Annotated in this window: 19 protein-coding genes; 9 read left to right on the top strand and 10 right to left on the bottom strand. The window is 73.0% G+C overall.

The features are described 5' to 3' along the window. Position 1: 1 nt before the first annotated feature. Positions 2-1,498, bottom strand: a complete 1,497-nt coding sequence (locus ACFYZ4_RS36865) for an MFS transporter (RefSeq protein ID WP_351289410.1) — start codon at positions 1,496-1,498, stop codon at positions 2-4. 206 nt (positions 1,499-1,704) lie between these two features. Here ACFYZ4_RS36865 and ACFYZ4_RS36870 point away from each other — a divergent pair, with 206 nt between their 5' ends. From ACFYZ4_RS36870 to ACFYZ4_RS36890, 5 genes are all read left to right on the top strand, one after another. Continuing rightward, the gene (locus ACFYZ4_RS36870) at positions 1,705-5,313 is read left to right on the top strand and encodes a S8 family serine peptidase (protein WP_390786044.1); all 3,609 of its coding nucleotides are present in this window, start codon (positions 1,705-1,707) and stop codon (positions 5,311-5,313) included. Between the two features lie 160 nt (positions 5,314-5,473). Continuing rightward, complete coding sequence (locus ACFYZ4_RS36875; RefSeq protein WP_390786045.1) at positions 5,474-6,328, top strand: hypothetical protein; 855 nt, start codon at positions 5,474-5,476, stop codon at positions 6,326-6,328. Between the two features lie 52 nt (positions 6,329-6,380). Further along, positions 6,381-6,899, top strand: coding sequence for a protein phosphatase (locus tag ACFYZ4_RS36880; protein WP_351289416.1), 519 nt, complete (start codon positions 6,381-6,383; stop codon positions 6,897-6,899). Between the two features lie 82 nt (positions 6,900-6,981). Next, positions 6,982-8,520, top strand: coding sequence for a cytochrome P450 (locus ACFYZ4_RS36885; RefSeq protein ID WP_390786046.1), 1,539 nt, complete (start codon positions 6,982-6,984; stop codon positions 8,518-8,520). Between the two features lie 162 nt (positions 8,521-8,682). Next, positions 8,683-9,648: a hypothetical protein gene (locus ACFYZ4_RS36890; protein ID WP_390786047.1), complete on the top strand. Its 966-nt coding sequence runs from the start codon at positions 8,683-8,685 to the stop codon at positions 9,646-9,648. Here the strand turns inward: ACFYZ4_RS36890 and ACFYZ4_RS36895 are convergent. Further along, a complete protein-coding gene (locus ACFYZ4_RS36895) occupies positions 9,634-11,031 on the bottom strand; it encodes a gluconate:H+ symporter (protein WP_390786048.1) in 1,398 nt (465 codons plus the stop codon). The genes ACFYZ4_RS36890 and ACFYZ4_RS36895 overlap by 15 nt on opposite strands. A gap of 81 nt (positions 11,032-11,112) precedes the next feature. Continuing rightward, on the bottom strand, positions 11,113-11,658 hold the full coding sequence (locus ACFYZ4_RS36900) for a gluconokinase (protein WP_390786049.1): 546 nt from the start codon (positions 11,656-11,658) through the stop codon (positions 11,113-11,115). A gap of 130 nt (positions 11,659-11,788) precedes the next feature. On the opposite strand from ACFYZ4_RS36900, the gene ACFYZ4_RS36905 reads away from it, so the two are divergent. Beyond that, a complete protein-coding gene (locus ACFYZ4_RS36905) occupies positions 11,789-12,499 on the top strand; it encodes an FCD domain-containing protein (RefSeq protein ID WP_351289426.1) in 711 nt (236 codons plus the stop codon). 14 nt (positions 12,500-12,513) lie between these two features. On the opposite strand, the gene ACFYZ4_RS36910 is transcribed toward ACFYZ4_RS36905, so the two are convergent. The 3 genes from ACFYZ4_RS36910 to ACFYZ4_RS36920 form a co-directional block, all read right to left on the bottom strand. Continuing rightward, positions 12,514-13,611, bottom strand: a complete 1,098-nt coding sequence (locus tag ACFYZ4_RS36910) for an alpha/beta hydrolase (protein ID WP_390786050.1) — start codon at positions 13,609-13,611, stop codon at positions 12,514-12,516. 162 nt (positions 13,612-13,773) lie between these two features. Beyond that, on the bottom strand, positions 13,774-15,033 hold the full coding sequence (locus tag ACFYZ4_RS36915) for a hypothetical protein (protein WP_390786051.1): 1,260 nt from the start codon (positions 15,031-15,033) through the stop codon (positions 13,774-13,776). Positions 15,034-15,156: 123 nt separating this feature from the next. Continuing rightward, positions 15,157-16,047: a sigma-70 family RNA polymerase sigma factor gene (locus ACFYZ4_RS36920; RefSeq protein ID WP_390786052.1), complete on the bottom strand. Its 891-nt coding sequence runs from the start codon at positions 16,045-16,047 to the stop codon at positions 15,157-15,159. A 213-nt stretch (positions 16,048-16,260) separates the two neighbouring features. On the opposite strand from ACFYZ4_RS36920, the gene ACFYZ4_RS36925 reads away from it, so the two are divergent. Next, positions 16,261-16,608, top strand: coding sequence for a hypothetical protein (locus ACFYZ4_RS36925; protein ID WP_351289434.1), 348 nt, complete (start codon positions 16,261-16,263; stop codon positions 16,606-16,608). Positions 16,609-16,620: 12 nt separating this feature from the next. Here ACFYZ4_RS36925 and ACFYZ4_RS36930 read toward each other — a convergent pair whose 3' ends face one another. The 3 genes from ACFYZ4_RS36930 to ACFYZ4_RS36940 all read right to left on the bottom strand — a co-directional run bounded on the left by ACFYZ4_RS36930 (position 16,621) and on the right by ACFYZ4_RS36940 (position 19,519). Further along, on the bottom strand, positions 16,621-17,139 hold the full coding sequence (locus ACFYZ4_RS36930; protein ID WP_390786053.1) for an HIT family protein: 519 nt from the start codon (positions 17,137-17,139) through the stop codon (positions 16,621-16,623). Between the two features lie 81 nt (positions 17,140-17,220). After that, on the bottom strand, positions 17,221-17,598 hold the full coding sequence (locus ACFYZ4_RS36935) for a VOC family protein (protein WP_388470998.1): 378 nt from the start codon (positions 17,596-17,598) through the stop codon (positions 17,221-17,223). A gap of 7 nt (positions 17,599-17,605) precedes the next feature. Next, on the bottom strand, positions 17,606-19,519 hold the full coding sequence (locus ACFYZ4_RS36940; RefSeq protein ID WP_390786054.1) for an ABC transporter ATP-binding protein: 1,914 nt from the start codon (positions 19,517-19,519) through the stop codon (positions 17,606-17,608). A 139-nt stretch (positions 19,520-19,658) separates the two neighbouring features. Here ACFYZ4_RS36940 and ACFYZ4_RS36945 point away from each other — a divergent pair, with 139 nt between their 5' ends. Together ACFYZ4_RS36945 and ACFYZ4_RS36950 are read left to right on the top strand one after the other, a co-directional pair. Further along, positions 19,659-21,698, top strand: a complete 2,040-nt coding sequence (locus tag ACFYZ4_RS36945; RefSeq protein ID WP_390786055.1) for an AMP-binding protein — start codon at positions 19,659-19,661, stop codon at positions 21,696-21,698. Between the two features lie 1,152 nt (positions 21,699-22,850). Beyond that, positions 22,851-23,966, top strand: a complete 1,116-nt coding sequence (locus tag ACFYZ4_RS36950) for an NADAR family protein (RefSeq protein WP_390786056.1) — start codon at positions 22,851-22,853, stop codon at positions 23,964-23,966. A 132-nt stretch (positions 23,967-24,098) separates the two neighbouring features. Here ACFYZ4_RS36950 and ACFYZ4_RS36955 read toward each other — a convergent pair whose 3' ends face one another. After that, positions 24,099-24,734: a TIGR03086 family metal-binding protein gene (locus ACFYZ4_RS36955; RefSeq protein WP_351289444.1), complete on the bottom strand. Its 636-nt coding sequence runs from the start codon at positions 24,732-24,734 to the stop codon at positions 24,099-24,101. Between the last annotated feature and the right edge of the window lie 27 nt (positions 24,735-24,761).

The raw sequence follows: 24,761 nt of genomic DNA on the forward strand, positions 1-24,761 counted from the left end.
CTCAGCCAAGTCCCCGCTTCTCCTCCCGCGGCGGTTCGAGCGGCGGGGCCGTCACCGCGCAGTACGTATGGCACTGCGGGTGGCACGCCTCGGCGGGCGCGGGGGAGCGTACGGTCGCCCAGGACACGGCGGCGCCGGCCAGGAACGCCCCGGTGCACCAGAGCATGGCCCGCCCGAAAGCGGCGTCGAACTGGGTCGCCGAGCGGTACGACTCCGGTCCCATGCCGGACAGCAGCGGCAGCGCCGCCACCGCGAGCAGCCCGGCGACGCGCGCCGCGGCGTTGTTGATGCCGCTGGCCAGGCCCGCCCGGCCGGGATCCACCGAGGCCAGCACGGTCGACGTCAGCGGAGCGACCAGGGCCACCAGGCCCATGCCCATCACGACCATCGCGGGCAGCACGTCCCGTACGTACGAGGCCGCGGGCCCCACCCGCAGCATCAGCAGCGTCCCGGCCGCGCACAGCAGCGGCCCCACGGTGAGCGGAATGCGCGGCCCGATCCGCTCCCCGAGCTCACCCGAGCGGGCGGACAGGAGGAGCATCAGGAGGGTCGTCGGCAGCATCGCGGCCCCGGCGGCCAGCGCCGAGTAGCCGGACACCACCTGGAGCTGGAGCACCGCGAGGAAGAAGAACCCGCCGATGGCCCCGTACACGCATAGGGTGACGAGGTTGACCGCGGTGAACTGCCGGGACGCGAAGATGTCCGGCGGCACCATCGGGTCGGACCGCCGCCGCTCCACGAAGACGAAGGCGACGGCCAGCAGGACCCCGAGCACCGCCGCGACGGCCACCGCCACCGTGCCCGACCGGGCTTCGATCAGCGCGTAGGTGACCAGCCCCAGGGCGGTCGCACCGAGTACCGCCCCGGCCACGTCGAACCGCCCGTGCGCCTGCGGGTCCCGGGACTCCGGTACGTGCCGCAGCGCGACCGGCACGCACACCGCGGCCAGCGGCACGTTCAGCAGGAACACCCACCGCCAGCCCGGCCCGTCCACCAGCCAGCCGCCGAGGAACGGTCCCACGGCCGCGCCCACCCCGCCGAACCCCGACCACAGGCCGATCGCCCGTCCCCGGTCCTCGGCGCGGATCGACGCCTGGATCAGGGCCAGGGAGCCGGGCGCCAGCAGCGCCCCGCCGATGCCCTGCAGGGCCCGGGAGGCGATCAGCACCCCGGCGTTCGGCGCGATCCCGCACAGCAGCGAACCCACCGCGAACCAGACGACGCCGAGGACGAAGATCCGGCGCCGCCCGAACCGGTCGCTCAGCGACCCGCCGACCAGGATCAGCCCGGCCAGGGTCAGCAGATAGGCGTTCACCGTCCACTGGAGCACCGCCAGATCCGCGTCGAGGTCCTCCCCGATGCGCGGCAGGGCCACGTTCACCACGGTCCCGTCCAGCATGGCCATGGTCGACCCGAGCACCGTGGTCAGCAGGATCCACCGGCCACGCGCGGACGCGATCGGGACACCGGCTCCGGACGGCTCGGCGGGCGCAGTCATGTCTTCAGGCTGGCCCGCGCGGCCCGGAAGGGCCACCGGGAGGACGTGGTCCGGGGCCGGGGAGGACGTGGTCCGGGGCCGGGGATGGCGAGATCCGGCTCAATAGGCCCTCTTGTAATGAACATGACCCCTCCTTCACCATGACCCGCGCACGTCACGCGCACCCTTCCCGCACAACCCGCACACGGCGTACGAGGAGACAACACGTGGCCCAACGCGACAACCGGTCCTCACGAGCCTTAAGGCCCACAAGGTCGACCAGGCCCGCACGGTCCTTACGCGCGGCGCTCGCCGCCCTCACCTCGGTCCTGCTCCTCCCGCTCGGCGCGGGCGTCGCCGCGGCGGCGCAGGACCCCGGTCCCGGCGCGCCGAGCGCGGCCGAGCGCAAGATCGAACCCAAGCTCCGCGCCCAGCTCGACGGCTCGGCCAAGGCCGTCTTCTGGGTGTACCTCGACAGTGCCGCCGACCTGACCGCCGCGGGGAAGCAGCAGACCCGCGCCGCCAAGGCCGAAACGGTTCTGCGGACCAAGAGGGACCACGCCGCGCGCAGCCAGGCCGGGATCGTCAAGGCCCTGGAAGGCGCCCAGGCCGAGTACACCTCGTACTGGATCGTGAACGCCGTCCGCGTCGTCGGCAGCGAGAAGCTCGCCGGGACCCTGGCGCAGCGTCCCGAGGTCGCCCGGATCGACGCCGACGACAAGGTCGAGCTCCCCAAGCCCGCCGAGGGCAAGCGGGAGCAGGTCGCCGCCGACGCCGTCGAGTGGAACATCGACCGGATCAAGGCCCCGCAGGTCTGGGACCAGCTCGGTGTCCGCGGCGAGGGCATCGTCGTCGCCAACATCGACAGCGGCGTGGACTACACGCACCCGGCCGTGAACAACCAGTACCGCGGCAAGAAGGCGGACGGTTCGTACGACCACGCCTACAACTGGTTCGACCCGGCCGGCGTCTGCTCCACCGCGGCCCCCTGCGACAACAACGACCACGGCACCCACACGATGGGCACCATGGTCGGCGACGACGGCGGCGCCAACAAGATCGGCGTGGCCCCCGGCGCCAAGTGGATCGCCGCCAAGGGCTGCGAGTCCAACTCCTGCTCCGAGGCCTCCCTGCTCGCCTCCGGCCAGTGGATCGTGGCTCCGACCGACCTGAACGGTCAGAACCCGCGGCCCGACCTCGCCCCGCACATCGTCAACAACTCCTGGGGCGGCAGCGGCGGCGACACCTGGTACCAGGAGATCGTCAACACCTGGCGGGCCGCCGGCATCTTCCCGGCCTTCTCCAACGGCAACGCCGGCCCGGGCTGCTCCACCAGCGGCTCCCCGGGCGACTACGCGAGCTCCTACAGCTCCGGCGCCTTCGACATCAACAACGCGATCGCGTCCTTCTCCTCGCGCGGCGCGGGCCCCGGCGGCATCATCAAGCCGAACATCGCCGCCCCGGGCGTGAACGTCCGCTCCTCCGTACCCGGCGGCGGATACGAGGCCTTCTCCGGCACCTCCATGGCCTCCCCGCACACCGCGGCGGCCGTGGCCCTGCTCTGGTCCGCCGCGCCCACCCTCGAAGGTGACGTCGCGCAGACCGAATCGCTCCTGGACGGCACCGCCCAGGACACCGACAACAGCCAGTGCGGCGGCACGCCCGCCGACAACAACGTCTTCGGCGAGGGCAAGCTCGACATCCTCGCCGCCGTGAACGCCGCCCCGCGCGGGGCGATCGGCTCCCTCGGCGGCGTCGTCCGCTCCGGCGGCCAGCCGCTCGCGGGCGTGAAGATCACGGCCGACGGCCCGATCGACCGCACCGCGACCACGGCCGCCGACGGCAGCTACGCCTTCCCGTCCCTCTCCGTGGGCGACTACGCGCTGACCGCCGCCAAGTTCGGCTACGGGCAGCAGACCGCGTCGGCCACGGTGACCGAGAACGCCACCGCCACCGGCGACTTCGCCCTCACCCAGGCACCCTCCGGCAAGCTCACCGGCACCGTCTCCTCGGCCGCCGGACCCGCCGCCGGCGCCTCCGTCGCCATCGCGGACACCCCGGTGACCGCGACCGCCGACGCGCAGGGCCGCTTCGAGGTCACCCTGCCGCACGGCACGTACGACGTGAGCGCGACCCACGCCTCCCGCTGTGTCACCGGCGGCACCGCGAAGGTCACCGTCGCCGGCGACGCCACCGTCGCGGTGAACCTCCCCGAGCGCACCGACGGGTACGGCTACGCCTGCGCCACCGCCGGCGACCGCCCGTACACCGAGGGGAGCCGGCAGCTCGCGCTGACCGGCGACAACACCACCGAGCGCGTCGACCTGCCGTTCCCGCTGCCGCTGTACGGCAAGACGTACGGCCAGGCCTGGATCGGCACCAACGGCACGGTCAGCTTCGGCGGCAACAACACCGGTGACATCAACGGGGACATCCCGAGCACGGCCACGCCCAACGCGGCCCTGTACCCGTTCTGGGACGACCTGGTCGTCGGCGCGGCGGGCAGCGGCTCGGGCGTCTTCACCGGCGTCACCGGCACCGCCCCGCACCGCAGTTACGTGATTGAGTGGCGCCAGGTGTCCCACTGGTCCGCGCAGGCCGACAAGTTCTCCTTCTCGGCGGCGATCGGCGAGGACGGCACCGTCTCGTACTCCTACAAGGGGACCGGCGGCACCGGCATCAAGGGCGGCTCCACGGCCACGGTCGGCGTCGAGAACGCGGCCGGCACCGACGCCTTCAAGTACTCCTTCAACACCGCGGTCATCACGGACGGCCTGTCCATCGCCTTCCGGACCACCAAGAGCGGCGTGGTGGCGGGCCGGGTGCTCGACGCCAACGACGGCAACGGCGTCGCGGGCGCCACGGTCACCGTCGGCACCGGCGACACGGCGGTGTCGGCGACCACCGCGGCGGACGGCGGCTACGTCGTCCAGAGCCCGTCGGGCTCGCTGCCCGTCTCGCTGGCGGCGCCCCAGTACGAGTCCGCCACGGCGACGGTGAACATCAAGGCCGCCGACGTCACGGCGGTGACGCAGTCCCTGCGCACCGGCAAGGTGACGGCGTCCAAGCCGTCCGTGGAGATCGTGCTCCCGGCGAACCAGAAGCGGACGCGGACCCTGGACCTGACCAACCCGGGCCTCGGCACCGCGTTCACGGTCTCCGAGGACGCGGCCTGGCTGACGGCCACGCCGGCCGGCGGTGACCTCCCGACGGGCGGCAAGATCCCGCTCGCCCTGTCGGTGGACACGACCGGGCTCACCCCCGGGACGGTCCTCACCGCGGACCTGAAGATCACCTCGGCGAGCGGCCGGACCCCGGTCCTCACCGTGCCCGTCAAGGCGATCGTCCCGCGCTACCAGGTCTCCCTGGACGCGGGCTCCACCGGCGCGAGCACGGACAGCCTGGGCGACGCCTGGTCCCCGGACCGCAAGTACACGGCCGGCTCGTACGGCTACCAGGGCAACGGCTCGGTGGAGTCCACCAGCCGCACGATCGCGGGCACGGACGAGCAGCGGCTCTTCCGCAACGCCCGTGAGGGCATGTACGAGTACCGCTTCGACAACGTGCCGAACGGCACCTACACGGTGGAGCTGGGCTTCGCGGAGCTCTCGTCCACCAGGCCCAACAAGCGCGTCTTCGACGTCCTGGCCGAGGGCACCCAGGTCCTGCCCTCCCTGGACATCTCCCTGGAGGCGGGCACGTACAAGGCCCTGACCCGTCAGTACACGGTCACGGTCACCGACGGGGTGCTCAACATCCGCTTCGTCACGCACAACGGATTCGGCAAGCCCCTGCTGAACACCCTGCGCGTGACCGACCGCCCCGACAAGAGCTAGCCAAAGGTGTGAGGGGGCGGGACGCTCACGGGCGCCCCGCCCCTTCCCCTTCGCCCCCGTCACCCGAGGGTGGGGTTCCCGCCCCATTCGGGTGGCGGGGGACGCGAATGCGCCACGACGCGCCGGGAGGCCCCGGCCGGGCTCGTTAACCTGGGGCACCATGACGCTCCTGAGCGACCAGGCCGACGACATCCGGGCTCTCGTCGAGTCCGCCGACCCCGGGGCCGTCTGGGCCGTCGGCGACGCCGAAGGCGTCCACGCGGGATCGGACCCCGCGGGCGCAGACTCCGCGGGATCGGACTCCGCGGACGCGGACTCCGTGAGCAGGAGCGCCGGAGACACGAGCGCCGGGGGTACGAGCCCCGCGGGTACGGGCGCCGGGGGCGCGGGCTTCGACGTCGGCGGCCTCACCGCCGTCCTCGCGCTCTGGCCGGTCGTGGGGAGCCTCGTCGACGAGGGCGCGATCCACCTGCACACCCCGCTCACCGCCTACGGGGACGCGGCCGCCGCCGGCGCCCCCGCCGGGACCACCGCCCACCACCTCCTCACCCGCCCCGGAGGGACCGCCCTCCTCACCCGCCTCGCCGAACACGTCTGCGGCAGCCCCCTGGCCGAACTCGCGGCCACCCGGGTCTGGCACCCCCTCGACATGGCCGGGACCCGGTTCGCCGACGGCACCCTCCGCGCGCCCCTCGCCGACCTCGTCCGCTTCCTGCGCCGCCTCCTCGCCCCGGCGGACCCCGACGGCTCCCCGGACACCGCCCGCGGCATCACCCGCGCCTGGACCAGCGAGTCCCTCCGCATCCGCACCGGCGAACTCACCCCCGCCCGCGGCCTCCTCTGGCACCCCGCCCCGCACGGAGCCTGGGCCCACCACGCCCCGCAGGACGGCGGCCCCGCACTGTGGGTCTCCCCGCGCCACGGCCGCTGGGCGGTCCTCCTCCCGACCGGGGGCCACAGCCCCCTGCGCACCGCCTTCCGCGAGGCCGTGTTCGCCCCAACTCCGCCCAGGTGAAGGCGCGTTGTATGCGATGCTGGGTGCCGCCCCACCAGGAGGTCCCGGCACCGTGAAGAAGACCCGCCAGAGCGACCGCGACGTGCCCGGGCCGCCGCCCAGCCCGTGGGACGAGATCGCCCCCGGCCTGTGGATGGGCGGGCACTACTGGACCGACCCGGCGGGGGAGCTGCGGCCCACCGTGGTCGCCGACGAGTTCGACCTCGTCATCAGCCTCTTCACCCGCACCGGGCACGGCCCCGGCCCGCGCGCCGAGCACGTCGTGGCGCAGATGCCCGACGCCGAACTCACCGCGGCCCAGCTCCGCACCGTCCAGCGCCTCGCGCGCACCGCAGGACTCGCCCTCGACAGCGGCCTCACCGCACTGGTCCGCTGCCACTCGGGCTACAACCGGTCCGGCCTCGTCGTCGCCCAGTGCCTCGTCGACCGGGGCATGGCACCCGGCGAGGCCATCGCCCTCGTGCGCCGCCGCCGCTCCCCGTGGGCCCTGCACAACGAGACCTTCACCTCCTACCTCACCGCCGGGCTCGACACCGCGGCCCTGCTCGTCGGGCTGGACCCCCTGGCGTAGTCGGGGCGCGGAGTGCGCAGGCGAGACGTACGGTGATGCCGACGTCACCGACCGTTGTCGGTCCGGCTGCGGAGGTACACGGATGCGTACGGTCCAAGGGGTCGCCCTGGACGGGCTCAGGGCCCGGGTTCGGGCCCTCGCCGAGCGGACCGGGCTGCCGGTCCGCTCCGCTCCGGGCACCGTCCGGGTGACCGCGGCGCCCGCCCGCCGCCACACCGGGCGCGTCGGCCGGTCGCCCCGGGGCGGGACCCCGCTCGCGGACCGGGGGCCGGCCGGGAAGTGGCTCGGCGCGGAAACCGCCGACCGGCGGACATCCGTAAAAGAATCGTTTCGGCGTCCGGCCGCCGCCCCCCTCACCCTCGGCGTCCTCCGCTCCCTCCTGCACGGCCTCGCCCCCGCCGGCCCGCGCCGCCGACCGGGCGCGGTGCGCGCCTCCGCCGCCGCGCTGCGCGCCCTGCGCGCCCGGCACGGCGACGCCCCCGCCCTCGTGCGCACCCGCTCCGGCCGGACGGTCCTCGTCCTCCTCGACCCGCAGGACCTGCGCCGGTTCTACGAGGAACCCGTCAGCGTCCTCGCGGCCGACCCGCCGGAGAAGTGCCGAGGCCTGGACGCGGCGGAGCCCGCCGGCACCGGCTGCTCCCGCGCCGAACTGCCCACGGAACGGCGGCAGGTCAGCGCCGAGGTACTGGCCGCGGGACAGCCCGTGCACCCCTCCTGCGGGCCCTTCCTGGCCGCCGTCGCCGAAGAGGCCCGGCACCTCACCGCCACCGGCACCCTCGACCTCGCCCGCGCCCGGAACTCCGTGAACCGGGCCGCCCGGCGGATCGTGCTCGGCGACGCGGCCGCCGCGGACGAGGAGCTCGCCGGCTGGCTCACCCAACTGCGCGCCGAGGGCAAGGGCCTGCGCGGCGGCCGGGTGCGCACCGCCCGCTCGGTGCGGGACAAGGCCCACGCCCGCATCCGGGAGTACGCCCGCCACGCCGACGGCGGCACCCTCGTCGGGCGGGCCGCCCGCCACGCCGACCCCACCGGCACCCTGGACCCCGTAGGCGAGGCCGAGCACTGGCTGCTGGCCATGGGCGCCGTCCCCGACACACTGCTGCGCACCCTGCTGCTGCTCGGCGCGCACCCCGCAGAGCAGGACGCGGCCGCGGCGGAGGCGGCCGCCGAGACCGCGGCCGGACCGGGCCGGGGCGAACTGCCCCGACTGCGAGCCTGCGTACGGGAGTCCCTGCGGCTGTACCCGGTGGTGCCCGACCTGATCCGCGTCACCCGGGCCGAGACCGAATGGCGGGGCGTGCGCTACCCGGCCGGCACCTCCGTGCTGCTGCCGGCCGCGTTCCACCAGCGCGACCCCGAACGGGTACCGGCGGCGCACGTGTTCGTGCCGGGCCGGTGGAAGAACCCGCGCGCGGACCAGGACATCCGGATGGCGCCCTTCAGCCATGGCGGCGGCCGCTGCCCGGGCGACCAGCTCGGCCTGATGATCACCGCCGCGCTCTGCGCCGAGGTGCTGCGGAGCCATCGGATCCGGTCCACCCGGCCGGTACTGGACCCGGTGGGACCGCTGCCCGCGGCGCTCGACCCGCACGGCATCCGGCTCACCCTCACCCGCCGCTGACGGAGCGTACTTCCGAACGCCGCTGTTGCCGTCGCTGCCCCGCTGCCCGAACCCGCTCGCCGCGCGCCCTGCCCGTCGCCCGCGCCCCGTCCGCCGCCCGCTCGCCGAACCTGCCGAAGCCCGCCGCACCTGCCGAAGCCTGTCGAACCCCACGAGGATCCCATGCCCGACGCCGCGACCTCCGCGTCCACCGACCCGGACGTCGACCTGCTCGACGCCCCGTGCCGCGCCCTTGCCGAGGCCGCCGACGCGGTCGGCGAGGCCGCCCGCCACGCCTCCGGCCTGGCCCTCGGCGCCCGCCTGCCCGCGACCGCCCTCGCCCGTGGCGGCAGCGCCCGGCGAGGCTGGCGCACCCTGCTCCGTACGCTGACCGACCCGGCGGGCCTCGGCTGGGCCCCGCGCGGCCGGGGCGTCGCCCGGGCCGGGCGGCTCGCCGGCATCCTGGTGAGTCGCGAGAGCCTCGCCATCAGCATCGCCGTCTGCGGACTCAAGGCCCGGATCCGGGCCGCGAGCACGGGCCGCCCCGAACTCCTCGACGACCCCGGCGCGGCGGCGGTCCTGCGGGCCGTAGGCGCTGGCCGGCAGGCCGAGGCCGTCCGGCTGTTCCGCGCGATCATGCGCGACCAGGGCGCCGAGCACGCCTTCGCCCTGCTGGCCCCGTCCTTCGCCGACATCCTCGCCTGGAAGGCACTGACCGACGCCAACCCCTTCAACGACCACGCCGGCTGGCAGGTCGCCACCGGCCGGGCCGAGACCGCCGAACCGCTGCTGGGGCTCGGCGCCGCCTTCTGGGCGCTCTGCGACCGTGGCCAGGGACTGCCCGAACGGCCCCCGGCAGGGCGGGTGTCCGCCCGCGGCCCGGCCCGGCGCCGGGTCACGGGCCGGCCGCCGCGGCCGGCGCCGCGACCGCCGGCCGGTGACCTGCGCGGCCACGCCGCCGCGCTGCGCACGCACGCGGCCCGGCTGAGCGCTGCCGCCGCCGGGCCGGACTGGCACGGTCCGCAGACCGAGGCCCTGCGCGCCGAGGTCGAGAACCTCGCGGCCCGTTGCGAGAGGGCGGCCGACGGGCTCGCCCTCGCCGCCGCCCAATTGCAGGGCCGGCTGCCCGTGCGGCTACACGACCAGTGACAGCAGCAGGACGAAGCCCAGGCCGACCACCGAGATGATCGTCTCCATCACCGACCAGGTCCTGATGGTCTGCCCGACGGTCATCCCGAAGTACTCCTTGACCATCCAGAAGCCGGCGTCGTTGACGTGGCTGAAGAACAGCGAGCCCGACCCGATGGCGAGGACCAGCAGAGCGGTCTCCGTGGTGGACATGCCGGCCGCGAGCGGCGCCACGAGGCCGGCCGCCGAGATGGTGGCCACCGTCGCCGAACCCGTCGCCAGGCGGATGGCCACGGCGATGAGCCAGGCCAGGAGCAGGGTCGGGATGGCCCAGCCCTTCGACAGGTCCAGGATCATCTGGCCCACGCCCACGTCGATCAGGGTCTGCTTGAAGCCGCCGCCGGCGCCCACGATCAGCAGGATGCCCGCGATCGGGCCCAGGGACTTCTCCACCGTGGCGGACAGCTGCCCCTTGGTGAAGCCGGCCGCCCGGCCGAGGGTGAACATGCCCACGAGCACCGCGGCGAGCAGGGCGATCAGCGGGGAGCCCGCGACGTCGGTCACGCGCTGCACCGGGTTGGCGGGGTCGTTGACCACGATGTCGACCAGGGCCTTGACCAGCATCAGGGCCACCGGCAGCAGCACGGTGAAGACCGTCGCCCCGAACCGCGGGCGGTGTTCCGGATCGGCCGAGGGGCGCTCCGTGAGGAGGCGCTCCGGCGCCGGTATGTCCACCCAGCGCGCCGCGTACCGCGAGAAGAGCGGTCCGGCGATGATCACGGTTGGGATCGCGACGACCACACCGAGCGCGAGCGTGACCCCCAGGTTCGCGTGCAACGCGTCGATGGCGACGAGGGGTCCGGGGTGCGGCGGTATCAGCCCGTGCATCACGGACAGGCCGGCCAGTGCCGGAATGCCGATCCGCATCAGGGAGTAGTTCCCGCGCTTAGCCACCAGCAGCACCACCGGGATCAGCAGCACGATGCCGACCTCGAAGAAGAGCGGCAGCCCGATCACCGAGGCGATCAGCACCATCGCCCAGGGCATGGCCCGGCCCTTGGCGCGGGCGAGGATCGTGTCCACGATCTCGTCGGCGCCGCCCGAGTCCGCCAGCAGTCTGCCGAGGATCGCGCCGAGGGCGATCAGTACGCCGACGCCCGCGACCGTGGCGCCGAGTCCGGCGGTGAAACTGGCGATGGTCTTGGCCAACGGCGCGCCCGCGAAGACCCCGAGGGCCAGCGAGCCGACCGTCAGGGCGAGGAAGGCGTGCAGCTTGAGGCGGGTGATGAGCAGGACGATGACGGCGATGCCCGCGAGGACGGCGATCCCCAGCTGGGTGTTCCCGGCCGAGGTGATCGGACCGGTGCCGGCCGCTGCCAGTGTCTCGACGCTGAGACTGGTCACGGTGACGTTTCTTCCTTGGTTTCGGGGTGAGTGGTTCTCGGGTGTGGCGTGTCAGGCCGTGGAGAGTCAGGCCGTGGCGTGTCAGGCCGTGCCGTGTCCGGCCGTGCGGTGCCCGGCCGTGTCGAGGAGGCGCAGGGCGGCCAGGGCACGTTCGGTGATCTCCTCGGGGGACCCGGACACCTCGACGACCACGCCCGCTTCGTCCTCCTGGAGCGGCTCCAAGGTGGCGAACTGCGAGTCCAGCAGGGTGGTGGGCATGAAGTGGCCCTTGCGGGCCGCCATCCGCTCCTCGATCAGCGGGCGTTCCCCGGTGAGGTGGACGAAGACCGCTCCGGGGGCCGAGGTGCGCAGCCGGTCGCGGTAGGCGCGCTTGAGGGAGGAGGCGGCGACCACGCCACCGCGCAGCCCGGCGCAGTTGCGGATCCACTGGCCGATGGCGTCGAGCCACGGCCACCGGTCCGCATCGTCCAGGGGAGTGCCGGCCGACATCTTGGCGACGTTGGCCGCCGGGTGGAACGCGTCGCCCTCCGCGTACGGAATGCCGAGCGCCGTCGCGAGCAACCGGCCCACGGTCGTCTTGCCCGTGCCGGCCACGCCCATCACCACAATGACGCGCTGGGTGCTCACGCCTACCTCGCTGTCCTCGTCGACATCGGTTCGTGCGGCACCACTGAAGCGCATTAAGTAGTACTTATTCAAGGGTTGAGTGGCATACATCGCACTTTTGCCGACGGGGGTGTGACCGTACGCTTACGCCATGACCACCGAAGGCAGTCCTGCGCAGGGGCTCCACTCCCACGTGCTGGACACCCTCGGCCTCGCGATCACGGCGGGGGAGTACCCGCCGGGCAGCGTGCTGCGCACGGACGAGATCGCCGAACGCTTCGACGCCTCCCGCACGGTGGTACGGGAGGTCGTCCGCGTCCTGGAGTCGATGCACCTGGTGGAATCCCGCCGCCGGGTCGGCGTCACGGTCCGCCCCACCGACCAGTGGAACGTCTACGACCCGCGGGTGATCCGCTGGCGGCTGGCGGGCACGGACCGGCCCCGGCAGCTGCGTTCCCTCACGGTGCTGCGCTCCGCGATCGAGCCGGTCGCCGCCGGACTGGCCGCGACCCTGGCCACCCCCGAGCAGTGCGCCGAACTCACCGAGGCGGCCCTCGGCATGGTCCGCACCTCGCGCGGCCACCAGCTCGAGGGCTACCTGGAGCACGACATCGCGTTCCACCGCGTCGTGCTGAACGCCTCAGGCAACGAGATGTTCGCCCGGCTCGGGGACGTGGTCGCCGAGGTCCTGACCGGACGCACCGCACACGCGGTGATGTTCCACGACCCCGACCCGGCGGCCGTCACCCTCCACGTCCAGGTGGCCGAGGCGGTACGGGAGGGAGACGCGGCCCGCGCCGAGGCGCTGACCCGGCAGATCGCGGTGGGCGCGCTGGAGGAACTGGACGTACTGGCCCCCTAGAGGGCCGGGGCAGCTCACTCGGCGCCGAGTCGCGCGCCCATCCACTCCAGGGCCGGGGGGATCTCACGGTTCCACGTGTTGAAGCTGTGTCCTCCGCGGTCGAGCGTGATCGACGAGACGCGGGCGGGATCCTTCACCGCCTTGATGAACTGCTGGGTCGGCTTGTAGTTCTCCTCGCCCTGCAGTGAGGTCGTCACGAGGAACGAAGAGGCGCCCTGCGGCCGGTTGGCCAGATGCCACAGCAGGTCGGATCGTTTCTCCTCGTCCTTGTCGCCGCGGAAGAGATCGCCGGAGTCCTGGTCGATCTCCGGCTTGTAGTCCGCCGAGAGGCCCACCCCGGCCGCGTAGGTCTCCGGATGCTGCACCGTCATCTTCAGGGCGCAGTAGCCGCCGGTGGAATCGCCGATGATGCCCCAGTTCCGCGCCGAGCCGCCGACACGGTACGTGCTCGACACGGCCTTGGGGAGGTCCGTACCGAAGAAGGTCTCGCTCTGCGGGCCGCCGCCGCGGATGTCGACGCACTGGGTGTTCTCGGCCGAGACGGTGGGCCGCATCATCACCAGGATCATCGGCTGCGCCTTCTTCTCCTTGGCCAGGGTCCAGGCCGTCTTCGGGTACCGCAGCCCCTTCAGCAGGTTCTCCGCCGTGCCCGGGTAACCCGTCAGGACCACGGCCGCGGGGAACTTCCGCTGCTCGTTGCCCTTCTGGAAGTACTCGGGCGGCAGGTACACATAGGCCTGGGCGGCCCTCCCGGAGCGCTCGCCGTGCAGGTTCACCTTCTCGATCACACCGCTCACCAGCGGATTCCCGCCACCGGGCACGCCCGGAGCCTGACGCCCCAGCACCTCCACGGCCACCCCCGGGCGCACGGCCTCCTGGCGCGCCCGCCCGGCCAGGTCCGCCCAGGATCCGTAGATCAGCAGGCTGCGGTTGGCCGCGAGCGCGACCGACGCGAACAGGAACACCTGCACGAGGACGATGAGTCCCACACGCCCGGCCACCCGTGGCCGGCTCCCGCGGGCCAGTCGGGGCCAGAGCCACACCGTGGCCGCGAACGTCAGTGCCGTGCCGAGCACGACACACAGCAGGAGCGCACTACTTGTCAGACCCATGGATCAGGGGAACCCTCTACGACGTCTCGATCCGGACGCAGCGGTCCAGAGCACCGCCAACCGGTGCGCACCAGGCTAGAGAGGCGTCGGGGCAGAAACGTTCCATTGGGCGTCGGCGGTCTCGCAAGATCGTCCTGTGCCGCAGGGGGCCCGCGGGCGGGGTCAGCCGCAGCCACATCCGCCGCACCCGCCACATCCTCCACCGCAGCCTCCGCCGCAGCCACCCGTGGTGGACTCCGAGCTCTTCGACTCCGCGCGTTCCCGCTCGCGTTCGCGCCTTCGCTCCTCGGCCCGGCGCGCCGCCTCCCGGACGGCCTCGCGGTACGAGCGCCCGGCCGGCTTCCAGCCGCGCAGCCCGTGCCGGCGGTGCGGGAGCAGCGAGGCGGCGGTGACGTACGAGACGAGGCGGGTGCCACCCTCGTAGACGGCGTTCTCCAGGATGACCTCGGCCCCCTCGTGCACGGCCCCGTACAGGACCGCCTCGAAGGGTTCCGCGTGCGCGTCGACGTCGTGGTGGGCCGTGCGCAGGGTCGGTTCGGAGCCGGCGAGGAGGATCCGTCGTCCGGAGAGGACGTCCCGGGCCCGTGCCCGGTGGGAGATCAGGGGCGACCCGGCCGGGGTGTCGGCGTCCGGGTGGATCCAGTGGTGTCCGGACCGGGAGATCCGTACCCCGACCAGGAGCCCGGGCTGCGGCCGGCCGTTGAGGCGGCGCGCGGCCAGGAGGCGGGCCAGGCCCCGGCCGAGCACGGTCGTACCGGGGAGCAGGAGGACCAGGGCGAGCATCTGCAGGGCCCACGGGTCGTACGGGTGCGCGCCGCCCGAGGCCCGCACTTCGAGGAGCGCGCCGCCGGCGAGGGCCGCGCCGGCCCCGAGGCAGCACACGGAGCCGATGACGATCCCCGTCAGTCCGCGGCGTCGGTGTGCGGCGGGCAGCGGTTCCGGCAGCGGGAAACGGGCGGGTCCGGCTGCGGCGAGGGCGAGTTGGCGCTGGCGTCGGCGGGCGTGGAGGCGGGCCAGCGCCCCGGTGAACGCCCACGCGGCGAGGGCGAGGACCAGGCCGTGGCCGATCGCGCCCGCCGCGTCGGTGGCGGCGGGAAGCGAGCGGGCGGCGTCCACCGCGATGACGGGCGAGGCCACCAGGGTGGCCACGGGTAACGAGCGGAACCAGAACGGCAGGGCGATCAGCAGGACGCCCATGGCGTAGCCCCACCAGTCCTCTCCGTGCGCGGGCTCCGCATCGCCGAGCGCCGTGAGCACGATCGAGAGGACGACCAGGCCGCCGAGGAGCCGGCCACCGGCGACGGGGGCGAACGCCGCCGGGACGCGGGCGCGGAGCCAGCGCCGGGCGTCGTCGACGCCCCACGCCATGACCCCGCCCTCCGGTATCGCGGCGGTCGGCAGGTGCTTGACGTAGTCGGTCACGGCGCCAGTATGGGAGCGCCGCGCCGCGGCCCAGAAGGGGCGGCCGCGGCACGGAATCGCTACGGCCGCTTCCGGGCCGGCGCCCGGGCCGCGGCGGAGTCGGTACCGCGGCCCGGACCGGGGTCAGGCGTCGAGCACGGCGAGTTCCAGCCCGCGGAGGCGCTCCGGCTCCGCGACGATGTCGATCTCGGTGATCAGGCCGTCCTCGACGGTGAAGCGGAGCACCAGGAACAGTCGTCCCAGCGGGGCCATCGCCAGGCCCACCACACCGTCGACCAGGGCGGGCTGCGTGGACCGCGCGCGCTGCATCGCGGCCATCGCGCCCTTGGCGACGGTGACGGAGCCGGTGATGAACAGCGGTGCGGGGGTGGGGCCGACGGCTTTGTCGGCGCGGAGCACCACGTCGGGGTGGAGCAGCGAGACCAGCGCGTCGAAGTTCCCGCCGCGGGTGGCGGCCAGGAAGGCCTCCACGACTCGGCGCCGGCGGGTGAGATCGGCCTCGGACACCAGCGGGACCCCCTTGACCCGGCGGCGGGCGCGGCTCGCGAGCTGGCGGGTCGCGGCCGGGGTCTTCTCGATCAGCGGGGCGATCTCGTCGAAGGGCACGGCGAACAGGTCGTGCAGCACGAACGCCAGCCGCTCGGCCGGCGCGAGGGTGTCGAGCACCACCAGCAGGGCCAGCCCGACCGAGTCGGCGAGTACGGCCTCCTGCTCGGGGTCGACCGTGTCCTCGTCCTCACGGCTGACGACGGGGTCGGCGGGGCGGGCCTCGAGGGAGTCCTCGCGCCGGGACTCGCGCGAGCGCAGCATGTTGAGGCACACGCGCGACACGACCGTGGTCAGCCAGCCGCCGAGGTTCTCGACCTCGCTCATGTCGGACCGGTCGAGGCGTATCCATGCTTCCTGCACGGCGTCCTCGGCCTCCGCGAGCGAGCCGAGCATCCGGTAGGACACCGCTCTCAGATGAGATCGGTGCTCTTCGAACTGCTCGGTCAAGCCGGAACGGTCGTCCACGGGTCACCTTCCTTCCGCACAGCGGATCCTCAAAATAGATCATGAAGAAATCGCCAGAGTGAAGGGGCAGTTGGGCCCGAGGCCGGGCACCGCCCCGCCGGGACCGGGCCGGGTGGGCGGCGCCGCCCGCCGCTGCTGGATAATGGCCCCGAACAGCAGAAGCACCGGAGACGCCGGGGACACGTGGTGGTCCGGCAGGAGAGGGAGCCCCCGATGGAAGCGCAGCACTTCGAGCGGATCACCGCCTTCATCGAGGCACGGCTCACCCCGCTGTTCGACGCCGAGACGGGCAGCGAGTACGGCTTCGGCATGGACGACACCTCCCGCGCGCTGCGCGCCCTGCGCAACTCCGTCCTGGAGGCGTCCGCCATCAAGGGCCTCATCGAGCAGCGCGCGACCGCCGAGCCGGCCACGCGCCGCGTCATCGACCAGTCGGTCGAGCACAACTGGGACGTGCTGCGCGGCATCGCCCGCCAGTGGGAGGACCACGCCGACTTCCGCCACGAGTTCAAGCACCACGCCTGGGAGCTCGACCACCACCACGCCGCCGCCGAGGCCTGAGCCCCGGCGGACTCACCGCGGCGGCGGTGTACGGACGGCGCGTTCGGCCCGTTCGGCCCGTGCGGCGATGACCGCGCGCAGGTGCGCCGCCGCGGCCGCCGCCTCCTGCGGCGACGGTGACAGCACACCGTTCTCGGTCATCAGGGCGTGGAACTGCTGCTGCTCGTACGGAACTCCGGGCGGCAGCGCCGCGATGTGCCAGTGGAGGTGGGAGTTCCCCTGCCGGCTGCCCAAGGAGTACAGGTAGGTCCGCTCGGACGGGTAGGCCTCCTCGACCGCGAGGGCGATCTCCCGCACCACGAGCATGATCCGGGTGTAGGCCTCCACGTCCAGATCGCGGACCGCGTGCTCGACGTGTGCCTTGGGCGCCACCAGGACCTTCCCCGGCACCGTGGGCCACCGGTCGAGGAAGGCCACGTGGTGCTCGTCCTCGAAGACCGTCTCGTGCGCGTACTCCGGGTCCCCGGCGAGGAACGCGCAGACGAAGCACGGCCCGCTGCGCGTCCGCTCGACGTACGACGCGAGGTCCATGGCCCCGCGCCCCACCGCCCCCGGTCCCGCTCCCGGTCCCGCTTCTGCTCCCGGTCCCGGGGCCGGCTCCGCGGACAAGGACTAGCCCGCCGTCTTGCGCGGGGTCGTCTGCTGGACCGCCCAGCCGTTGCCGTCCGGGTCCGAGAAGTAGACGAAGGAGCCCCACGGCAGGTCCTGGATCTCCGTCACCTCCACGCCCCGGCCGCGCAGGTCCTCGTACGCCTCCTCGATGTCGGTGACGACGACCTGCATGTTGTCCAGCGCCCCCGGGGTCATCCGGGTCAGCCCCTTGCCGATCGCGATCGAGCACGCCGACCCCGGCGGGGTCAGCTGCACGAAGCGGATGTCCTCGCTGACGGTGACGTCGTGGTCGGCGTTGAAGCCGAGCTTCTCGTAGAAGGCCTTGGCCCGGTCGACATCGGTGACGGGGACGGCGACCAGTTCGAGTTTGATGTCCATCACAGCATCATGCTCCCGGCACCGGTGCCGCGCCGCCCGAGGCCAGGTCGGCAGGCGTGTCCGCCGCCGCGAACTGCGTGCGGTACAGCTCCTCGTACCGGCCTCCCACCGCCAGCAGCTCGGTGTGCGTGCCCCGTTCCACGATCCGGCCGTCCTCGACCACGAGGATCAGGTCCGCCGCCTGTACGGTCGACAGCCGGTGCGCGATCACCACCGCGGTCCGGCCCGCCAGGGCCTCACCCAGGGCCTCCTGCACCGCCGCCTCCGAGGTGGAGTCCAGGTGTGCGGTGGCCTCGTCGAGGATCACCACCCGCTGCCGGGCCAGCAGCAGCCGCGCGATGGTCAGCCGCTGCCGCTCCCCGCCCGACAGCCGGTAGCCGCGCTCACCGACCACCGTGTCCAGTCCGTCCGGCAGCGAGGCGACGAGCCCGTCGAGGCGCGAGCGCCGCAGGGCCTCCCAGACCTCCTCCTCGGTGGCCTCCGGCCGGGCCAGCAACAGGTTGGCCCGTACCGACTCGTGGAACAGGTGCCCGTCCTGGGTGACCATGCCGAGCGTCTCGCGGATCGAGTCGGCCGTCAGGTCCCGTACGTCGATCCCGCCGAGGCGCACCGCGCCCGCGTCGGCGTCGTACAGCCGCGGCAGCAGCTGCGCGATCGTCGACTTGCCGGCGCCGGACGAGCCGACCAGGGCGATCATCTCGCCCGGCTCGGCGCGGAAGGACACCTCGTGCAGCACCTGCGTACCGCCCCGGGCATCGAGGGTGGCGACCTCCTCCAGGGAGGCGAGCGAGACCTTGTCGGCGGCGGGGTAGCCGAAGGAGACCCGGTCGAACTCCACGGTCACCGGCCCCTCCGGCACCCGGCGGGCGTCCGGCTTCTGCGCGATGAGCGGCTTCAGGTCGAGGATCTCGAAGACCCGCTCGAAGCTCACCATCGCGCTCATCACCTCGACTCGGGCTCCGGCGAGCGCGGTCAGCGGGGCGTACAGCCGGGTCAGGAGGAGGGCGAGGGCGACGACGGAGCCGGCGTCCAGGGAGCCGCGCAGCGCGTAGAACCCGCCGAGCCCGTAGACGAGCGCGAGGGCCAGCGCCGAGACCAGGGTGAGCGCCGTGATGAAGGCCGACTGCGCCATCGCCGTACGGATCCCGATGTCCCGCACCCGCGCCGCCCGGGCCGCGAACTCCGCGGACTCGTCGGCGGGCCGGCCGAACAGCTTCACCAGCGTGGCGCCGGGGGCGGAGAACCGCTCGGTCATCTGGGTGCCCATCGCGGCGTTCAGCGCGGAGGCCTCCCGCTGCATCGCCGCCATCCGCACCCCCATCCGGCGGGCCGGCAGCACGAACACCGGCAGCAGCACCAGCGCCAGCAGCGTGATCTGCCAGGAGATGCTCAGCATCACGGTGAGGGTCAGCAGCAGGGTCACGGTGTTGGCGACCACCCCCGACAGGGTGTTGCTGAAGGCCCGTTGGGCGCCGATCACATCGTTGTTCAGCCGGCTGACCAGGGCCCCCGTCCGGGTGCGGGTGAAGAACGCGACCGGCATCCGCTGCACGTGGTCGAAGACCGCCGTCCGCAGATCCAGGATCAGCCCCTCGCCGAGGGTGGAGGAGAGCCGGCGGGTCAGCAGTCCCAGCCCGGCCTCCGCGACCGCGATCAGCGCGATGAGCAGGGCGAGCCGGGTGACGGCCGCGCCGTCCCGGCCGTCGACGATGGCGGTGACGACCCGGCTGGAGAGCACCGGGGTGGCCACTGCGAGCAGCGCGGTCACCACGCTCAGCAGGAGGAAGAGGGTGAGCCCGCGCCGGTGCGGGCGGGCGAAGGCGGCGACGCGGCGCAGGCCGGCCCGGGAGAGCGGGCGACGGTCCTGCTGGGCGTTGATCGCGCTGTGGAGCGAGGTCCAGGCGGTGACTTCCATGTCCATGACCCGAACGCTAGGACCTCAACTTAACCTGAGGTCAAGCTTTCGGTGCCGTACCGCCCGCAGGGGTTCCAACTCCTTTCCGTACGAGGGATTTTCGCCTTCCCCGTCCGCTGTCGGTGCCCGGTGGCATCATCGGTTCATGACGCAGGGATCCGAGTCCGTACGCTTCGGCAAGCGAACCGCCGACACCGTCCTGCAACGCTTCGAGCAGTGGGCCCGCGACACTCCCGGGGCCCACGCCCTCATCTCCGGCCCCGAGAGCCTCACCTACGGGCAAGTGGACGAGCGGGCGGACCGGCTGGCGCACCGTCTGCTCGCCTCCGGCCTGCCGCCCGGCGGCCTCGTCGCCATCGGCACCGTCCGGCAGGCCGAACTGGTCGTCGGCCTCCTCGCCGCCCTCAAGGCCGGCGGGACGTACGTCGTCGTCGACGCCGAGACCCCCCTCACCGGGCAGCGCCAGCTCACCACGGCCGAGCCCTTCGTCCTGCTGACCCATCTCGCCCACCGGGCCGCCCTCGACAACGGCAGCGGCCTGAAGGTGATCCGGCTGGGCGCGGAGGCCGGCGGGATCGCCGGACAGCGGGAGGACCAGCCGGTAGACCGGCCGGCGGAACACGCCGAGGCACCGGCGCCCGCGCTGCCACCGGCCCCGGCGCCCGGCCGCGGCGCCGCCCTCCTGTTCACCGGGGCGGCCGAGCCTCGCGCCGTCCCCGTCAGCCACGGCCTGCTGCTCGCCGCCCACGACAGCTGGGCCGAGGTGGCCCGGCTCACCCCGGCGGACCGGCACCTGATCACGGCCGGCACGGACGTCACCGCCTTCGCCGCGGGCTGGACCCGGGCCCTGTGCTCGGGCGGCGCCCTCGTCCTGCCCCGGCGGTCCCCCTGGAAGCCCGAGGACATCCGTGCGGCGGTGGAGGACGAGCACGTCACCGTCCTGCACACCGACCCGGCCACCGCCCTCGACCTGCTGAGGGGGGAAGAGGGACCGGGCACCGCCTACCGTTCGCTGCGGCTGCTCGCCGTCTCGGGCGACCGGCTCTACCTCGACGACCAGGCGGCCCTCCAGGTCCTGCTCCGGCCCGGCGCGCGCGTGCTCAACGTCTACGGGCTCGCGGAGAGCGCGGGCACCGGCGCCTGGTTCGAACTGCCGCAGCTGCCCCGCCCGCTCGACGACCCGGAGGAGCTCTCGCTGCTCGGCACGCCCTTCCCGGGCTGTCGCGTCGAGGTCCGCGACGGGCAGATCCGCCTCACCCCGCCCGACGCCGGTGACGCGATACCCACCGGCGACCTGGGCCTGCTCCGCGAGGACGGACTGCTGGAGTTCGGCGGCCGGCTCGGGGACCGCGTCACCCTGCCCGGCGGGCGCTCCGTCGACCCCTACCCGATCGAGTCCGCGATCCGCAGCCACGAGGGCATCGGCTCGGTGATCGTGAACGCGGTCGACAGCGTGCGCGGCCCGCGCCGCCTCGTCGCCTACGTCGCCCCGCCCGTCGGCGGTTCCTCCTCCCGCCCTGCCGCCCTGCTGCCGGACATCGAGGAACTGCGGGCCCATCTGTCGGGCAAGGTACCCAGAGAGGAGACCCCGCGCACCGTGATCCGGCTGCGCGCCCTGCCCCTCAACCGGGCCGGCCGGGAGGACCGTGCCGCCCTGCCGCTGCCCGTCCTGCCCGCCGCCGTGGCGAAGAGGAGCGGCGGGAGCTCGTCGGGCAAGTACGGGGCCGCCACGGCGGGAGAACCGTTCCCGGCCTCCTGTGCGGTCGGCTGCGCGGGAGGCCTGGGCTTCGTCGCCTTTGTCCTCACGAACCTCTTCTGGTCGGGATCCACCGACCTCACCGGGGTGCCACAGCCCTGGGCGTTCCTCTTCACCGTCCTCTACCTGTTCGAGTGCGCCGCCTTCGGCGTCGGGGTGCTCTTCCTCTTCGGGGGCCGCGCCCGGATGCGGAGCCGGGGCCGAGGCCGTCGCATCACCGCGGCCGCCCACGTGGCGGTGGCCTACCTCCTGCTGGCCTGGTGGCCGCAGGACAACCTCTACCGACTGGCGGCCAAACAGGACTGGCCCCGGCAGGCCGCGCTCGTCTACACCTTCAACATCCCCCTGATGATCGCGGGAGCCATCGTCGCCGCCTACCTCGTCGCAAAACCGGCCGACCCCTTCGACTTCGACGAAGCCGACGCCTGAGACCCGGGGCCGGCCGCCGTCCACTGGCGGCAACGGTCAGGGTGTTCGCGGAGATCAGCCGATCGGAACACCCGTAGGAGTGGTGAGCCGCTCCTTCCCCGCCCGGGAGCCGACGCCCTCACGGCGTCGGCCCCCGGCGCCGGTTCGATGGTGCGGCGCGGTCGCCCGGCAGAGCGTACGACCTCTACATCTCCAAAACCTGGCCCGACCCCTTCACCTCGCCCGACGACGGATGGTGGGTAGGACGCTGTTGGGGATAGACCTCCGTCGACCGCCGCCCCAGCGGAGCCCGAGTCGCTGATCACAGCTACACGCGTCAGGCCTGCGTGAAACGTGTGATCGCGCGACGGGCTCTTAAAGGAGTCCGAGGAGCAGTTTTTCTGCAGTCATCGCAACGAGGACTATGGCGCTTGCCAACAAGCCGCGCGTTGCACGCTGGAGTTTGATCGTTCTCAAGTGGTGGATGTTTATGCAGCGCCATAACTCGAGAGTCGCGTCATTTGTTGCCTCATCGATGCTCTGGGCCCGGAGCTGGTCCTGAAAGTCCCCGAGGGAGCCAAGTTCGGCTACGGTATCGCTGTAGCTGAATGCGATTGGGGTGGGAGAGCTCTGCGGTCGGGATAGTGCCGGGATCCTTCGGGGCCCCGTGAGCACCCCCGTTACCTGTGCTATCGAGTATGCACTGACCGCCAAGGCGAGCAGTGCGGTTACTCCAATGACCGGAGATATTCGCGAGAGCGTCGATCCGGAAATGAATGCAGTGCCCGCTATCACAAGTGCGTTCGCACTCAGGAGAGCGCTGGCCCGATTTACGAGCCCCAATCGGAGCTGGTCCGACCGGCTGAGGTGCCATTGGGCAAGCTGGAGCCTGTCTTCAGCGCGCGTTGTATCGCTCACCGGGCATCGCCGACCCTTCAGGTGCTGAGCCCCACCAGGAGGCACCGTCAACGATCTGACGGTGCCCTTGAAGGTCGTCCCGTAACCACGGTGGATACCTCGGGTGTCGCCGCGGGACTGTCCTCAGACGGAGTTCGGTGTGCCGGCGCCCTGCCCAGCACGATCGCCGCCCCGGAGTGGACGCACATCGTCACACGGTGCCCTCGACCCGGTATCGAGGTGGTTCCCGGCCGGTCTGTCCGGCATCATCACGGCATGATCGGCAATCGGATCACCCATCGCACGGCGGACGGCGTCCGCGTACCCGGCACCTGGCGGCACGCGTTCATATGCAACGGCGGCTCCTACTTCCTCACAGACCTCTTCATTTACGCCGACGGTCTCGTCGACTGCTGGGAGCTGGTCACCCTCGACGAGTTCGAGCAGAAGCTCCGCTGCGGATGGGTGGCCACGAGCCTTCCGGATGGCGGGCGTGCCTCCGCGCATCACCTGGCCTCGTGGACGTTCGGTGAACCGCGCACCTGGCTGACGCCGGACCTGCTGCTCGCCGAAGTTCGCGACACCGTCGACGAGCTGAACGGCCGTCCCGATTCGACCGCCCGCTGCCTCGCCGCGGTGGACGTCTTCATGGCGGACCGTACGGAGGACAAGCGGGCCGCCGCCCGGGCTGCCTACCTGGCCGTCCCCGAGACCGTGCGGCACTACGCGCTCGGCGACATGGACCGCAAGGACCGCCCCCTCAAGGTGCTGGTGGCGGGGCCCGGCGGCCGAACCCCGGACGAGCCCGGGGAAACGGTCACGCAGGAGGAGTACGACGCAGCCGTCGCATACTTCGAGGACCGCGCACAGTGGCGCGCGAAGGCTCCTTCACGGGTGCCCGCCGACGGGCCGGCCGAGTCCTTCGCCCCCGCAGTCAAGATCTACCACTCGTATCCGCAGCGCGCGCTCGACGACCCGGGCAAGCAGGCCCTGCGCAACGACTACCCCGCCCCGATCACCATCGGCGACGTCACCTACCCGTCGGTGGCGCACGCCTACTGGGCCCGGTCCGTCGCCGAACCGGAGGCCCGTACCGCAGTGGTGGCGGCAGAGTCGGGCGCGAAGGCCCGTACGGTCGCGGCCGCGGTGCAGCGCCGCGAAGGCTGGGAGCAGGTTCGGACGGCGGTCATGGCCCGGCTGCTGCGAGCCAAGTACGAGCAGCACCCCGACCTCGCGGCGATCCTGCTCGCCACCGGTGACGCGACCCTGCTCTACGACGACGCCGACTCAGGTTTTTGGGGCGAGAAGGGGGGCCGGGGCCGCAACTGGACGGGCCGCCTCCTGGAACTCGTCCGTGCCGAACTGCTGGCCCCGCAGACTCTCGTCGACTGACGCGGACTACGCATCGAGAGGTGCTCGGCGGTGTACGAAGTCGCCGGCCGCCGGGGGCTGGACATCGACCACACGGTCCCGCTCGCCGAAGCCTCCAGCCGCCCCAGGAGGCCGTCCCCCGCCCCGGGGCCCTCAGGGCCGGCGTCCGGCCCAGGCCACCAGCCGGTCGATGGCCGGGGCCTCGGGGTCCACGGCCACCACCTCCGCGAAGGGGATCCGCCCGCCGCGGGTCTCGGCCGGCAGCGCGCGACGGACGACGCCGATCACACGCTCGATGAGGGCCGGGTCCCAGTCCGGGTCCTGTCCGGTCGCCCTGGCCAGGTCCCAGGTGTGCACCGTGAGTTCGTGGGTGTAGACGGCCGCGGCGGCCGCGCCCGGCAGGACGCCCATCGGCAGGCGCAGCTGCCGGCCGAGGATGCCCGGATCCGCCCACACCTCCGCGACCTCACGGGCACCCGGCACCCAGGCCGCCGCCCATGCGCCGTCGGCGATCTCGTCGGCAAAGGACGGGACGCTGAACGGGTCCTCGCCGCGCCCGATCACCGAGATCCGGCGCACGACGGCGACGAGGTGGCTCGACAGCCGCCGTACATCGAACTCCTCGCAGGGGGTCGGGGCGTCGTACTGCTCGGGCCGGACGGCGGCCAGCGTACGGCCCGCCAGTTCGACGGCCGCGGCGAGGTCGATCCGCGGATCGAAGGAGGAGGGGGCGTCGACGGTACGGATGGAGTCGGACGGGGTCTCGATGAGCTGCTCGGTCTTGTTCATGGGTTCATCCTGGAAGCAAAAGTGGCC

Source organism: Streptomyces sp. NPDC001513 (assembly GCF_042894695.1).
Lineage (GTDB): Bacteria > Actinomycetota > Actinomycetes > Streptomycetales > Streptomycetaceae > Streptomyces.

Bases quoted from the DNA above. Each gene is read 5' to 3' on its own strand.
- ACFYZ4_RS36865 (WP_351289410.1), bottom strand. From the start codon at position 1,498: ATGACTGCGCCCGCCGAGCCGTCCGGAGCCGGTGTCCCGATCGCGTCC.
- ACFYZ4_RS36875 (WP_390786045.1), top strand. From the start codon at position 5,474: ATGACGCTCCTGAGCGACCAGGCCGACGACATCCGGGCTCTCGTCGAG.
- ACFYZ4_RS36885 (WP_390786046.1), top strand. From the start codon at position 6,982: ATGCGTACGGTCCAAGGGGTCGCCCTGGACGGGCTCAGGGCCCGGGTT.
- ACFYZ4_RS36890 (WP_390786047.1), top strand. From the start codon at position 8,683: ATGCCCGACGCCGCGACCTCCGCGTCCACCGACCCGGACGTCGACCTG.
- ACFYZ4_RS36905 (WP_351289426.1), top strand. From the start codon at position 11,789: ATGACCACCGAAGGCAGTCCTGCGCAGGGGCTCCACTCCCACGTGCTG.
- ACFYZ4_RS36910 (WP_390786050.1), bottom strand. From the start codon at position 13,611: ATGGGTCTGACAAGTAGTGCGCTCCTGCTGTGTGTCGTGCTCGGCACG.
- ACFYZ4_RS36925 (WP_351289434.1), top strand. From the start codon at position 16,261: ATGGAAGCGCAGCACTTCGAGCGGATCACCGCCTTCATCGAGGCACGG.
- ACFYZ4_RS36930 (WP_390786053.1), bottom strand. From the start codon at position 17,139: ATGGACCTCGCGTCGTACGTCGAGCGGACGCGCAGCGGGCCGTGCTTC.
- ACFYZ4_RS36935 (WP_388470998.1), bottom strand. From the start codon at position 17,598: ATGGACATCAAACTCGAACTGGTCGCCGTCCCCGTCACCGATGTCGAC.
- ACFYZ4_RS36940 (WP_390786054.1), bottom strand. From the start codon at position 19,519: ATGGACATGGAAGTCACCGCCTGGACCTCGCTCCACAGCGCGATCAAC.
- ACFYZ4_RS36945 (WP_390786055.1), top strand. From the start codon at position 19,659: ATGACGCAGGGATCCGAGTCCGTACGCTTCGGCAAGCGAACCGCCGAC.
- ACFYZ4_RS36950 (WP_390786056.1), top strand. From the start codon at position 22,851: ATGATCGGCAATCGGATCACCCATCGCACGGCGGACGGCGTCCGCGTA.
- ACFYZ4_RS36955 (WP_351289444.1), bottom strand. From the start codon at position 24,734: ATGAACAAGACCGAGCAGCTCATCGAGACCCCGTCCGACTCCATCCGT.